Source organism: Microvirga calopogonii (genome assembly GCF_003347665.1).
Lineage (GTDB): Bacteria > Pseudomonadota > Alphaproteobacteria > Rhizobiales > Beijerinckiaceae > Microvirga > Microvirga calopogonii.
Genome location: NZ_QDGA01000001.1, coordinates 45035 through 59691 on the forward strand (window position 1 = coordinate 45035; position 14657 = coordinate 59691).

General features: G+C 63.3%; 6 protein-coding genes. 4 read left to right on the plus strand and 2 right to left on the minus strand.

Features of this window, described 5'->3' with window-relative positions; all coding sequences use genetic code 11:
• Positions 1 to 256 precede the first annotated feature (256 nt).
• From treZ to glgX, 4 genes are all read left to right on the plus strand, one after another.
• Positions 257 to 2077 carry a malto-oligosyltrehalose trehalohydrolase gene (treZ, locus tag DDF70_RS00215; protein ID WP_114942857.1) on the plus strand — a complete coding sequence of 607 codons (1821 nt, stop codon included), beginning with the start codon at positions 257 to 259 and terminating at the stop codon, positions 2075 to 2077.
• Complete coding sequence (locus DDF70_RS00220) at positions 2074 to 6918, plus strand: malto-oligosyltrehalose synthase (RefSeq protein ID WP_114942858.1); 4845 nt, start codon at positions 2074 to 2076, stop codon at positions 6916 to 6918. The genes treZ and DDF70_RS00220 overlap by 4 nt, the downstream gene beginning before the upstream one ends.
• Before the next feature lie 158 nt (positions 6919 to 7076).
• Positions 7077 to 9323 (plus strand): 1,4-alpha-glucan branching protein GlgB, encoded by a 2247-nt coding sequence (glgB, locus tag DDF70_RS00225; protein WP_114942859.1) that lies wholly within the window; start codon positions 7077 to 7079, stop codon positions 9321 to 9323.
• A gap of 80 nt (positions 9324 to 9403) precedes the next feature.
• Positions 9404 to 11611: a glycogen debranching protein GlgX gene (gene glgX, locus DDF70_RS00230; RefSeq protein WP_114942860.1), complete on the plus strand. Its 2208-nt coding sequence runs from the start codon at positions 9404 to 9406 to the stop codon at positions 11609 to 11611.
• A 186-nt stretch (positions 11612 to 11797) separates the two neighbouring features.
• Here glgX and glgA read toward each other — a convergent pair whose 3' ends face one another.
• Complete coding sequence (gene glgA / locus DDF70_RS00235; protein WP_114942861.1) at positions 11798 to 13243, minus strand: glycogen synthase GlgA; 1446 nt, start codon at positions 13241 to 13243, stop codon at positions 11798 to 11800.
• Positions 13240 to 14517, minus strand: a complete 1278-nt coding sequence (gene glgC, locus DDF70_RS00240; protein ID WP_170316016.1) for a glucose-1-phosphate adenylyltransferase — start codon at positions 14515 to 14517, stop codon at positions 13240 to 13242. Before glgC ends, glgA begins: the two co-directional genes overlap by 4 nt.
• Positions 14518 to 14657: the final 140 nt, after the last annotated feature.

The window sequence follows — 14657 nt, forward strand, 5'->3', positions numbered from 1 at the left end:
CGGCGCGTCCCCAGCACTTACCCAGCGACCCCCGCGCCATAGGCAGTCGCGCATTTTAACTCGTTACCCCCGGGATGGGTTCCGCAGAAATTTGAGAAAATTTGCGAGTACCCCCATCGCGAGAACGGCCGAGCTTGCAAGGACGGCTATGGTTGAAGGAATTCGAGCTTGGCTGTTTTTTTGATACCGGCTGGAACATTGCCTTATGATGCTCGTTCGCAAGTGCTTTCCAACATGAAGAGATTTCGGGGATCCGATGCGGCGCGTTCACTCCATGCCCTTTGGGGCAGAGATAACCTCCGATGGCATTCGCTTTGCCTTGTGGGCGCCGACGGCGCAGGAGGTGAGCCTTGTGCTGGACGACACGGAACATGCACTGAAGGCAGATGCCGACGGTTGGCATCGCCTTGTCTCCGGGCAGGCGCATGTGGGAAGCCGTTATGGCTACAAGATCGACGGCAATCTGGTCGTGCCCGATCCAGCGTCCCGCTTCCAGCCCGACGATGTCCATGGGCTCAGCCTCGTGGTCGATCCGCAAGCCTACGATTGGTCGGATACGACTTGGACGGGCCGCCCGTGGGAGGAGACCGTCCTCTATGAGGTCCATGTGGGGACGGCCACACCGGAGGGCACCTATGCGGGCCTGATGGCCAAGCTTGAAGAATTAAAAGACCTTGGCGTGACAGCCATCGAACTCATGCCGATCGGAGAGTTCCCGGGCCGCCGCAATTGGGGTTATGACGGCGTCCTGCCCTATGCGCCGGACGCGGCCTATGGAAGTCCGGAGGATCTCAAGCGCCTCGTCGAGCGCGCCCACGAGCTTGGGCTCATGATGTTCCTCGACGTGGTCTACAACCACTTCGGGCCGTCCGGAAACTATCTCCACGCCTATGCCAAGACGTTCTTCACCGAACGCCACCCGACACCCTGGGGCGCCGGAATCAACGTGGATGGCGAAGGCAGCCGCGTGGTGCGCGACTTCTTCTTCCACAATGCTTTGTACTGGCTGGAAGAGTTCCACTTCGACGGACTTCGCTTCGATGCGGTCCATGCGATCATCGACGATGGTCAGCCGCACTTCATCGAGGAACTGGCAAGCCGCATCAGGCAGGCGATCCCCGACCGCCACGTTCATCTCGTGCTCGAAAACGAGGCCAATCAGGCGCGCTGGCTCAATCGTAATGAAGGGCGGCAACCGAAGCTTCATACGGCGCAATGGGCGGACGACATCCACAATTCCTGGCACGCGCTCCTGACCGGCGAGAACGAGGGCTATTACGAAGATTATGCGAACAAGCCGCTCCAGCACCTCGGCCGATCTCTGGCGGAAGGCTTCGCCTATCAGGGCGATCCGTCGCTGCACAAGGACGGCGTCATTCGCGGCGAGCCGTCAGGGCATCTGCCTCCGAGCGCCTTCGTGGCCTTCCTGCAGAACCACGATCAGGTCGGCAACCGCGCCTTCGGCGAGCGCCTTGCACATCTGATCCCGCCGGAGCGTCTCGAACTCGCGCAAGCCATCTTCCTTCTCTCGCCGCAGATCCCGCTGCTGTTCATGGGCGAGGAATGGACCGCTTCGACGCCGTTCCAATTCTTCGTCGATTTCGAGAGCGAACCGGATCTCGCCAAGGCCGTCCGGGATGGACGGCGAGGCGAGTTCAAGCGCTTCAAGGCCTTCACCGATCCGGAGATGTCGCAGAGGATTCCCGATCCGACGGACCGAGCGACCTTCGATCGATCCAGGATCGAATGGGAGGAAGCAGAGCGTTCGCCCCATCGGGAGGTTCTGTCACAAACCCGTCACCTGCTCGATCTGCGGCAGACGGAGATCGTTCCGCTGCTCAAGAGCCGGTATCGTGGCTCTCACTATACGGTGTCGCCGGAGAACACGCTCGACGTGACCTGGACCTTCGACGAGGGCATGCTCCGCCTTCTTGCGAATTTCGGCAGCGCTCCCATGACCATGCACACAGGGGACGGCACCCGCGCGCTCTGGGCGAGCCCCGGCATCGATGTGACCAGCACAAATCTTCAACTCCCGCCCTGGTCGGGCGTCATCTTGAAAGGACAATCGGCATGAGCAAGCTGGACGCTCTCGTAGAGCGCATGGCCGCCCTTGTCGGTATTTCTTCTGACTACACCGATGCGTTCGGGAATAGCGTCGAGACCAGCCCGGCAACCCGGCAGGCGCTGCTCACGGCTCTCGGGCTCGATATCTCGTCCGAGGCAAGCGCTCGCGAGAGCCTGGCCCGGCTGGAGCACTTGAAGAACGGTGCGGTTCCGGCTGTCGTCACGGTCGATGCCGACAAGCCCTCGACCGTCACATTCCGGGCGGCTCCCGGGCCGCAGGCGTGGATCCTGATCGAAGAAAACGGCGCGGTCCATGAAGGACGCCTTGCCAAGGACGAGAGCGGCCTGGATCTCCCTGCCCTGCCGACAGGCTATCACCGCCTCCGTCTCGGAGACAGGGAAACGACCATCATCGCCGCGCCGCCTCGGTGCTGGGAGCCGGACGCCTTCCAGGGAGATGCAAGGCTCTGGGGCGCAACCGCTCAAATCTATTCCCTGCGCTCGGAGCGCGACTTCGGCATCGGCGACTATTCCGACGTGTCGCTGGCGGCCGAGAGCATCGGCCGCCTCGGCGGGGCCTTCCTGGGCCTCAGCCCCGTCCATGCCCTCTTTGCCTCCGATCGTTCGAAGATCTCGCCCTACTCTCCCTCCTCGCGCCTGTTCCTCGAGTCGATCTATATCGACCCGACAGCGGTCGCCGGGTTCGAGGAGAGCGGAGCCGGAAAGCTTCTCGAGGAGCAGCACGCCCAGGCGCGCCTCTCTCGCCTCCGAGGCGCCCAGCTCATCGACTATGCCGAGGTCTGGGCCCTCAAGCGTCCGCTTCTCGATGCTCTCTGGGAGCACTTTCAGAGATCCAGCGACCATGCCGCCTTCGAGGCGTTCCGCCGGGCCGGCGGGGAAGCCCTGGAGGCTCATGCCACGTTCGAGGCCCTCTCTGGGCTTTTCCGGGAGCAGGGCCGGTTCTGGAGCGGCGATTGGCCGGAGGAATATCGTTCTGTCCACTCCGTCGCCGTCAGAAGGTTTCGCCTGGATCACGCGGAACGTGTCGCCTTTCATGCCTGGCTACAATGGCTTGCCGACGTCCAACTCGCGCAGGCGGCGGAACGGGCCCGCGCCGCGGGGCTTCCCATCGGCCTCTATCGGGATCTCGCCGTGGGCGCCGATGGCGGCGGCTCCGAAATCTGGGCGACGCCGGAGCGTTATGCCCCCAGGCTTTCCACGGGCGCGCCCCCGGACCCGCTTGGGCCCCAGGGACAGGATTGGGGATTGCCGCCCTTCAACCCGCTCACCCTCGAGGAGCAGGGACTGGCCGCATTCCGCGATCTCGTCTCGGCCAATATGCGCCATGCCGGCGCGATACGGATCGACCATGCGTTCCAGTTGCAGCGGTTGTTCCTCATCCCCTCCGGCGCGCCCGCATCCCAGGGCGCCTACGTTGATTATCCATTTGAGGCGATGCTGGCGGTCTTACGCGTGGAGAGCCACCGCGCCCAATGCCTGGTGATCGCGGAGGATCTCGGCACGGCCCCGGAGGGCTTCTCCGACGCGGTCATGGAATCGGGCGTCCTCAGCTACCGCGTGCTGCCATTCGAGCGGGACGGCGCGGCCTTCAAGAAGCCGGAGGATTATCCCCGCTCGGCGCTGGCCGTCATCACCACGCACGACCTGCCGACCTTCACCGGATGGTGGCGCGGCCTCGACATCGACCTTCGCCAGACGCTCGGCATCTTCGATCCCGACAGGGCGGCAGACGAGCGTCTCGCCCGGGCTGCCGACAAGCAGCACCTCACGGACGCCTTGGCCGAGGCGGGCCTCCTCCCCTCGTCCGATCTCCCGGAAACGCCGCCGCTCGAGGAAACAATCCGCTATCTCGGCCGCACATCCTCCGTGCTCACGGCCCTGCAGATCGAGGATGCCTCGGGCGAGCTGAACCAGCCCAACATGCCGGGCATGGATGCGGGGCACCCCAATTGGCGGCGGCGCCTGTCGAACACCATTGAAACCATCGCCTCGCCGGGAAGCCTGATGCCCAGGCTTGCCGTGGCACTGGCGGAGGAAGGACGAGACGTCCGCGCCCGCCGCAACGCCCTCGCCTCGCCCCCGCCCCGGGCCACCTACCGCCTGCAGTTTCACAAGGACTTCACCTTCGACGACGCGGTGAAGATCGCGCCCTATCTGGCGAAGCTCGGCATCAGTCACGTCTATTCCTCGCCGATCCAGACGGCAGCCCCCGGATCGACACACGGCTATGACATCGTCGACCATTCGACGATCAATCCGGAACTCGGCGGCGAAGCGGGCTTCCGCCGCCTGTCGGACGCGCTGAAGGAGCATGGCCTCAAGCTCCTCCTCGACATCGTGCCGAACCACATGGGCGTGGGCGGAAAGGACAATGGCTGGTGGCTCTCGGTGCTGGAATGGGGCCCGCTCTCACCCGTTGCCAAGGCGTTCGATATCGACTGGGAGCGGCCCGGCGCCAACGGCAAGCTGGTTGTCCCATCCCTGGGAGGGCTCTACGGCGAAGTCCTGGAAAGGGGCGAACTCCAGCTGAAATTCGACCCTCATGAAGGCTCCTTCAGTGTCTGGCACTGGGAGCATCGCTTCCCGATCCGACCGACGACCTATCCGGTGGTGCTCGACATCGCGCTCGCCGCCCTCCCCGATGAAGCGAAGGCGGAGGAATTGCGCATCCTCACCGAACGCCTGAGGGCGCTGGAGGACCAGCGGCATGATCGCGGCTCCCTGCCGGAAAAGGCCGAGACGATCAAGCGCGACCTTGCCCGAGCGGTCGCGGCCTCGCCCGCCGTGACGAAGGCCATCGACGGCGCGGTTGCGATCATCAATGGCAGTGCCGGTCATACGGAAAGCTTCAATGCCCTGCATCGCCTTCTGGAGGCGCAGGCCTACCGGCTCTCCTATTGGCGGGTGGCGTCGAGCGACATCAACTACCGCCGTTTCTTCGACATCAACACCCTGGCGGGCATCCGCGTCGAGATCCCGGAGATCTTCGATAAGACGCACGAGCTCATCCTCCGCCTCGTGGACGAGGGTCTCGTCCATGGCCTGAGGATCGACCATATCGACGGTCTTGCCGACCCGGAGGGCTATACCCGCGCCCTTCAGCGGAAGGTGGGGCCGGGCTTCTTCGTGGCGGTCGAGAAGATCCTGGAGCCTGGCGAAGAGCTGCGCCCCTGGCCGGTCGCAGGAACATCGGGTTACGATGTGCTCAACCTGATCGACGGTGTTCTGGTGAATACCGATGCAGACGAGGCCTTCGAACGCATCTACCGGAAGGCTTCATGCCTGCAGGGCTCCTATGACGCCCTTCTGAGAGAGGCCAAGATCGAGATTACCGAGAAGAACTTCGCCAGCGAGCTGGAAGTTCTGGTCTCGGACATCAAGGCCATCGCCGACGCTGACCGTCGAACACGGGACTATACGGCTTTCTCCCTTCGCCAGGCTCTTGTCGAGATCATCGCGGCCTTTCCGGTCTATCGCAGCTACCTCGGCGATGGAGAACCGGCGGCGGAGGATGTGCAGTTGATCGGGGAAACGATTCGGGAGGCGCAGGAAGCGAGCACTCTCCCCGACCGCAGCGTGCACGATTTCATCGCCTCCGCGCTCCTCGGCAAGGCCGTAGCCGATCCGGCCGACATCCGGCGCTTCCGGCGACGGTTCCAGCAGCTCACCGGACCCGTCATGGCCAAGAGCCTGGAGGACACCCTGTTCTATCGCTATGGCCGCCTGATTGCGCTCAACGAAGTCGGCGGCGACCCAGGCCATTTCGGCCTCTCTCCGCAAGCATTCCACCAGGCGAATGCGGATCGCGCCCGCGACTGGCCCAATGCCATGATCGCCACCGCGACGCACGACACGAAGCGCGGCGAGGATGCGCGAGCCCGCCTGATCGCGCTCTCGGAGATGCCGGAGGAATGGGCACGGACGCTCGATCTCTGGCGCGATGTCATTGCCCCTCACCTGTCCGAGGTGGAGGGCGCACCGGCACCGGATGCGAACGATCAGGTGATCCTGCTCCAGGCTCTCCTTGGTGCATGGCCCCTCGATCTCCTGGAGGGAGCCGACGCCAGGCAGCTTGCCGCATTCCAGGAACGAATGGAAGAATACCTCACCAAGGCGCTCCGGGAAGCCAAGCGGCATACGAGCTGGGTTGCCCCGAACGAGGCTTATGAGGGAGCGACCCGTAAGCTCCTTCATGCCGTGCTCGATCCTAAGAACCGTGTCCTCGACCGCTTACAGCCTCTTGCCCGGCGCCTCTCTCGTCTGGGCATGCTGAACGGGCTCTCGCGGACCATCCTGAAGATGACCCTGCCGGGCGTGCCGGACATTTACCAGGGCACCGAGTTCTGGGACTTCTCCCTGGTCGATCCGGACAACCGGCGGCCGGTGGACTATAACGCCCGGATCGCGGCTCTCGACATGAACGAGCCCGTCGAGGCCCTGATGAATGGCTGGCCCGACGGTCGGATCAAGCAGCATATCCTGATGCGGCTGCTTCACGATCGCGCGCAATCCCCAATCCTTTACGCGGAGGGAGATTATCGGCCCATATCGATCAAGGGCGAACGGGCGGCTCATCTGCTCGGCTATCTCAGGCAGCATGGCGAGACAACTCTCGCCGTCATCGTGCCACGCCTCTGGAGCGGCTTGACGGACGGTGAAGGCCATCTCCCCGCTCAGGTGACCGGCGGTGGCGCGACCATCTCCCTTCCGCATGGGCGCTGGCGGAACGTGCTCACGGGAGAGGAAATTCTCATCGACTCCGATCAGGAGGAGATCGAGGCACTCATGGGCTCTCTTCCCTTTGCCGTTCTCAAGCAGGATGGAGGCTAGGGCATCGCGCACTAACAAAGATTCGTGCAGAACCCTTTAGGAGCCGCGCTGCTTCTGGTCCAAGCCGGCACCTGCTCCATAATGAAGTCTCTCGAAGAGCGACCGTGCATGCCGCTCTGGGAGCGCCGATGGTACAGCCGATGAAGGGGGACAGCCGAATGGATCAGCACCGTCGTGGATCGCAGAGCGCATCGCCGCGCCCGGCCGAGCCGCCATCGGTTGCCGAGATCGTCAATTCGGGCGACCCCTTCTCCGTGCTCGGGCCTCATGAGGTTTCGCCCGGTCTTTGGGAAATCCGCGCCATCGTGCCGGATGTCGATGCCGTCACGGTTCTGGACCGTGACGGACGGACCGTACTTGCCCCGATGGAGCGCATGCCTCCGGACGGCCTGCTCGTCGCCTCGTTCAGCGCTCCCGAGCGGCCCGACTACAGGCTGCGGATCGAGCGGCACGGCACCACGGAAATCCGGCACGATCCCTACAGCTTCGGCACATTCCTGTCCGACGACGATCTGATAAGGATCGGCGATCCGACGAGCGATGCGGTCTACACGAAGCTCGGAGCGCATTTTCTCGATCTGGGAGGCATTCAAGGCTTTCTGTTCACCGTCTGGGCGCCCAATGCCCGCCGGGTGAGCGTGGTGGGCGACTTCAATTCCTGGGACGGACGGCGCCACCTCATGCGCCGCCGCCATGAAGGCGGGATCTGGGAGCTGTTCATTCCGGACGTCACGCCGGACCAGCGCTACAAATTCGAGATCATCGGTTTGCATGGCAATCTCCTCGCCCTCAAGGCGGATCCCATCGCCTTTGCCGCGGAGCACCCGCCGGAAACGGCCTCCATTCTCAAAAGCGCTCCGAGCTTCGACTGGCAGGATTCGAAGTGGATGACGTCGCGCTCCGCGCAGAACCACCGCAAGGCGGCGATGTCGATCTACGAGTGCCATCTCGGCTCGTGGGCGCGCGTCCCGGAGGAAGGCAATCGCTACCTGACCTATCGCGAATTGGCCGTGCGGCTCATTCCCTATGTAAAGGATCTCGGCTTCACGCATATCGAGCTTCTGCCGATCACCGAATATCCGTTCGACGGCTCGTGGGGGTATCAGCCGATCTCGCTGTATGCGCCGACGAGCCGTTTCGGCACGCCGGAGGATTTCGCGGCTTTCGTCGAGGCGGCGCACGCGGCGGGCATCGGCATCATTCTCGATTGGGTGCCGGCGCACTTCCCGAACGATCCGCACGGGCTGTCCTATTTCGACGGCACGCATCTCTATGAGCATGCCGATCCCCGCCTGGGCTTCCACCAGGATTGGGGCACCTACATCTATAATTTCGAACGCCGGGAGGTGATGAGCTTCCTCGTGGCGAATGCCCGCTTCTGGCTGGAGCGGTATCACCTCGACGGGCTGCGCGTCGATGCGGTCGCCTCCATGCTCTACCTCGACTATTCGCGCAAGCCGGGAGAGTGGATACCCAACCGCTACGGCGGCAACGAGAACCTCGGCGCCATCGACTTCATCCGCAAGATGAACGAGATCGCCTATGCCACCTCGCCAGGCGCCATTACCATCGCGGAGGAATCCACCGCCTGGCCGGGCGTATCCCAGCCGACCTATACCGGCGGTCTCGGCTTCGGGTTCAAATGGAACATGGGCTGGATGCACGATACCCTGCGCTACATCAGCAAGGATCCGGTGTTCCGCCAATACCACCATCACGATCTCACCTTCGGGCTGCTCTACGCGTTCTCCGAGAATTTCATCCTGCCCCTGAGCCATGACGAGGTCGTTCACGGCAAGGGATCGCTCCTCGGCAAGATGCCTGGCGATCAATGGCAGCGATTTGCCAATCTGCGCGCCTATTTCGGCTTCATGTGGGGTCATCCCGGCAAGAAGCTTCTGTTCATGGGCGGAGAAATCGCCCAGGAACGGGAATGGAATCACGATGAGAGCCTCGACTGGCATCTTCTCGACAGCTCCTACCACAAGGGTGTGCAGTCGCTCATCAGAGACCTGAACCACGCCTATCGATCCATTCCAGCCCTCCACGAGCGCGACTGCGAGGCGAAGGGGTTCGAGTGGCTCGTGTCCGACGATCGCGACAACAGCGTCATCGCCTGGATGCGGCGCGGAGACGACGAGACATCGATCGCCGTCGTGGTATCGAACTTCACGCCGGTCGTCAGGGAAGCCTATCGCGTCGGCGTTCCGCTGCCGGGCTTCTATCGCGAAGCGGTCAATACGGATGCCGGCCAGTATGGCGGCGGCAACGTGGGCAATCTCGGCGGAGTCATGGCCGAAGATACGCCGAGCCATGGTCGTCCATGCTCCCTGACCCTGACGATTCCGCCTCTGGCGACGCTCATCCTCGTCCTCGACCAGGAAGGCTCCGGCACGAACATATAGTTCCGCTTGCGCGGGACCACATGCAGGCTCGCGCGTTGTCGAAATGAACGTTTTGCTCCGCTTGTTTTCCGAGATCCTCGATGAACGACAAAGCCGATACCCGCGAGCTTTCTACAGCTCAAATGGTTGCTCCGAACGTCAGGCGCACGTCGCGCGTGCGCGAAGGATTGCCCTATCCCCTCGGAGCGACCTGGGATGGACTGGGGGTCAATTTCGCCATCTTTTCCGCCAACGCCACCAAGGTCGAGCTCTGCCTGTTCGATCTAGACGGAAAGACGGAACTCGAACGGGTGGAACTGCCCGAATACACAGACGAGGTCTGGCACGGCTATCTGCCCGATGCGCGGCCCGGCACCACCTACGCCTATCGCGTCCACGGGCCCTACGATCCCAAGGAAGGTCACCGTTTCAACCCGAACAAGCTCCTGCTCGACCCCTATGCCCGTCAGCTCATCGGCGATCTGACCTGGGACCCGGCCCTGTTCGGCTACACCATCGGCTCGCCGGACGCCGACCTGTCCTTCGACAGGCGGGACAGCGCGCGGTTCATGCCCAAATGCCGCGTCGTGGAATCGGCCTTCACCTGGGGGCGCGTGCGCCGGCCGCAAACTCCGTGGGAGCGCACCATCGTCTACGAGACGCATCTGCGCGGCTTTACCATGCAGCATCCGGCGGTCCCGCGCGAGCTGCGGGGAACCTTCTCGGGCCTCATGCAGCACGAGGTGATCGAATACATCCGGAACCTCGGCGTCACCGCCGTCGAGCTGCTTCCGATCCACGCCTTCGTGGACGACAGCTATCTCATCGACAAGGGTCTGCGGAATTACTGGGGTTACAACTCGATCGGCTTCTTCGCGCCGCAGCCGCGCTATCTCGCGACGCCCTTTGTGAACGAAGTGAAGGAGATGGTGAGCCATCTTCACGACGCCGGGATCGAGGTCATCCTCGACGTGGTCTACAACCACACGGCCGAAGGCAACGAGCTCGGGCCGACCCTGTCCTTCAAGGGCATCGACAACGCATCCTATTACCGGCTCGCGCCCGACAAACGCTACTACATCAACGATACCGGCACCGGAAACACGGTCAATCTCAGCCATTCCCGCGTGCTGCAGATGGTCACCGACTCCTTGCGCTATTGGGCGCAGGAGGTGAAGATCGATGGCTTCCGGTTTGATCTTGCGACGATCCTCGGCCGTGAGCCGCATGGCTTCGAGGAGGACGGGCGCTTCCTCGACACCTGCCGGCAGGACCCGGCTCTCAGCCAGGTCAAGCTCATCGCCGAACCGTGGGATTGCGGACCCGGCGGCTATCAGGTCGGGCGCTTCTCGCCGGGATGGGCGGAATGGAACGACCGGTATCGCGATACGGTCCGCGCCTATTGGAAAGGAGAGGAAGGAAAACTTCCGGAACTCGCCTCGCGCCTCACCGCATCGGCCGACATCTTCAACAAGCGCGGACGCCGGCCGTGGGCGTCGGTCAATTTCATTACAGCCCATGACGGCTTCACGCTGCACGACCTCGTCTCCTACAACGACAAGCACAACGAGGCGAACGGCGAGGACAACAAGGACGGGCATGATCACAACCTGTCCTCCAATTACGGCGTCGAGGGTCCGACGGACGATCCGGAAATCCGCGCGCTTCGGCTGCGCCAGATGCGCAACATGCTGGCCACCCTGCTGTTCTCGCAGGGAACGCCGATGCTGCTCGCAGGCGACGAATTCGCGCGTTCGCAGCAGGGCAACAACAACGCCTATTGCCAGGACAACGAGATTTCCTGGATCGACTGGGAGGGGATCGACGACGACGGCATCGAGCTTCTCGAATTCACACGCAAGCTCATCCAGCTGCGCCAGAACCTGCCGATCCTGCGCCGGGGCCGGTTCCTGTCGGGCGTCTACAACGAGGAACTCGACGTCAAGGACGTGACATGGCTCACGCCCGCCGGAGACGAGATGACGCCTGAGCACTGGCAGGATCCGAATGCCCGCTGCATCAGCATCCTGCTCGACGGCCGCGCGCAGCCGACCGGCATCCGCCGACGCGGCACGGACGTGACCCTTCTGCTGATCCTCAACGCGCATCATGACGTGGTGAAGTGCACTTTGCCCGAGGTGGTGGGCGGCGAAGCCTGGATGTGCCACATCGACACCAACCAACCGGATCTGGAAGCGCCGACCGAATTCCGGTTCGGCAAGGAATACACCGTCACGGCGCACTCTCTGCTTCTGTTCCAGCTGAAGCCGGAGAAGCAGCGGAAGGCGGATAAGAAGAGGAGCGGCTAATCCGATAGAGGGCGTGAGCACCGGATCATTCGCTCACCGGTCCCATGACGTCATGGCCGTCCCCGGACTTGATCCGGGGATCAGTCCCGGCCATCCCGATACAGACGCTGCGCTCAACAGAAGCGAGATCACCGGCACAAGGCCAGTGATGACGTGAGAGGGCACGATTCTCCGATTTTTCCCTCGCTACGCGCGAAGACCACGATACAAATCGGCGTATTGCCTCGCCGGGCGGTGCCAGCTCAGGTCTGCGCCCATGCCGTTCACCTGCAGGCGCTGCCAGGCGTCCCTGTCGCGCCACAGGTTCTTCACCCGGTCGATCGCATCCAGGGCTGCACTGAGAGTGACGGGTCCGAACTGGAAGCCCGTCGCGGCGCCGATGGCGATGGCCATCTCGTTGGCATCGATGATCGTGTCGGCCAATCCACCCACGCGCGACACGATCGGGATGCTCCCGTAGCGCATGGCGCAGAGCTGCGTCAGGCCGCAGGGCTCGAACCGCGATGGCACGAGAAGCGCATCGCTCCCGCCTTGAATCTGATGAGCCAGCTTCTCGTCGTAGCCGATCACGCATCCGACCTGGCCGGGATAGACGATGCGCGCCGTCTGGAAGCTCTCCTCCAGAGCGCGATCCCCTGCTCCCAGCAGAGCCAGCTGCGCGCCGTCGGCGAGCAGGCGTGAGAGACCTGCGAGCACGAGGTCGAGGCCCTTCTGCTCCGACAGGCGGCTGACGACACCGAAGAGGAGCGCATCGGGATCGGGCTTCAACCCCAACCTTTCCTGAAGCGCCCTTTTGTTGGCCGCCCGCCGTTCGAGGCTGTTGCGGTCATAGGTGAGCGTCAAGTGCTGGTCGGTCGCGGGATTCCACACCTCGTCGTCGATGCCGTTGAGAATGCCGGACACGACGCCCGACCGGGCGCGTAGCAATCCGTCGAGCCCCATCCCCCCCTCGGGTGTCTGGATCTCCTTCGCATAGGTCGGCGACACGGTGGTGATGCGGTCCGCAAGCTGCAGGCCCGCCTTCAGAAACCCGATCTGCCCGTAATACTCGACGCCGTCGACCGTGAAGACGCTGGCGGGCAGGCCGAGTTCGAACATGAGATCGGCCGGAAAGATGCCCTGGAAGGCGATGTTGTGAATGGTGATGACGGTGCCGGGACGCGGATTGCCGGTGAGGCTCAGGTAAACGGGTACGAGGCCAGCCTGCCAGTCGTGGGCGTGAATGACATCGGGGATGAAACCGGGGGCAAGCCCCTGACCGATATCGGCAGCGGCCCGGGCGAGTGCTGCGAAACGCCGGGCATTGTCCGGCCAGTCGCGACCGTTCGGCGCGAGATAGGGCGAGCCGGGACGTTCGAAGAGATGAGGCGCATCGATGACGAAGAGGTCGAGGCCCCCAGCCCGGCCGGACAGAAGCCGTGCGGCTCCGCCGAAGAACCCGGGATATTGATGCAGGACTTCCGAGTTCTCCAGGGCCTTCAGTACCGCGGGATAACCCGGCACGAGCGTGACGACCGTCACGCCCTCCTCGGCGAGCGCGGCCGGCAGGGCGCCGGCCACATCGGCCAATCCGCCTGTCTTGATGATGGGAAAGACCTCCGACGCGACCGACAGAACGTTCAGAGGCCTCATCCCGCTAATCTCTCGATCATCGGCTTGGTGATGAGGCACACGCCCTTTTCGGTGCGGCGGAAGCGCCTTGCATCCAAATCTGGATCATCGCCGACCACCAGCCCGTCCGGGATATGGACGCCGCGATCGATGACCACGTTCTTCAGCCGTGCTCCGCGGCCGATTTCCGCGAAGGGAAGAATGACGGCGCCCTCCACGTCAGCATAGGAATGCAGATGGACGGCCGTGAAGACGAGCGACCGGCGCAGGGCCGCCCCCGACACGATGCAGCCGCTGGAGACCAGAGAGTTGATCGCATGACCGCGTCTTCCGTCTTCGTCGTGAACGAACTTCGCCGGTGGCCATGTCTCCGAGAAGGTCGAGATCGGCCAGTCGCGGTCGTACAGGTCGAGTGACGGGACGATGGCCGTGAGATCGATGTTGGCTTCCCAGTAGGCGTCGACGGTTCCCACATCGCGCCAATAGGCTTCCGCTTCGCTCCCGCCGGCTTCGGCGCCCGAACGGACGCAGGAGCTGGTAAAGCGGTGGGCCACGGCTTTTCCGTGCTGGACCAGATAAGGGATGATGTCCTTGCCGAAATCCCGGTTCGAGCCGGGCGTTTCTGCGTCGCGACGCAGTTGTTCGAACAGGAACCGGGTGTTGAAGACGTAGATGCCCATGCTGGCGAGCGCCATGTCGGGCTTGTCCGGCATGCCCGGAGGATCGGCGGGCTTCTCCAGGAACGAGATGATCCGGTCCGTCTCGTCGACGGCCATCACGCCGAATCCGACCGCCTCCATGCGCGGCACTTCGAGACAACCGACGGTGACGTCGGCTCCTGAATCGACGTGCTGCCGGAGCATGATCTCGTAATCCATCTTGTAGACGTGATCGCCTGCAAGAATGATGATGTATTCCGGGTCGATGCTCGAGATGATGTCGATGTTCTGGTACACCGCATCGGCCGTGCCTTCGTACCACATCGTCTCGGAGACGCGCTGGCTCGCCGGCAGGATGTCGAAGCTCTCGTTCCGTTCCGCGCGGAAGAAGTTCCAACCGCGCTGAAGATGGCGGATGAGGCTGTGCGCCTTGTACTGCGTCGCGACGCCGATGCGCCTGATGCCGGAATTCAGGGCGTTGGACAGGGCGAAATCGATGATCCGGGTGTTGCCGCCGAAATAGACCGCGGGCTTGGCACGAATATCGGTCAACTCCATCAGGCGGCTGCCGCGTCCGCCGGCGAGAATGTAAGCCATTGCATGGCGTGCAAGTGGCGCATAGGAAGCACTGGAAATAGGCAAGACCGGGTCCTCACATCAACGGCAGCCAACTGCCCCGCTCTATAGACGCTGAAACCGCCTGCAAGTTCTTGCTTGTTGATCCCGGCTTCAGTTTTGCTCTTGCCCCTTTGGAGCCTCCGGCCGCGCGGGTCGAA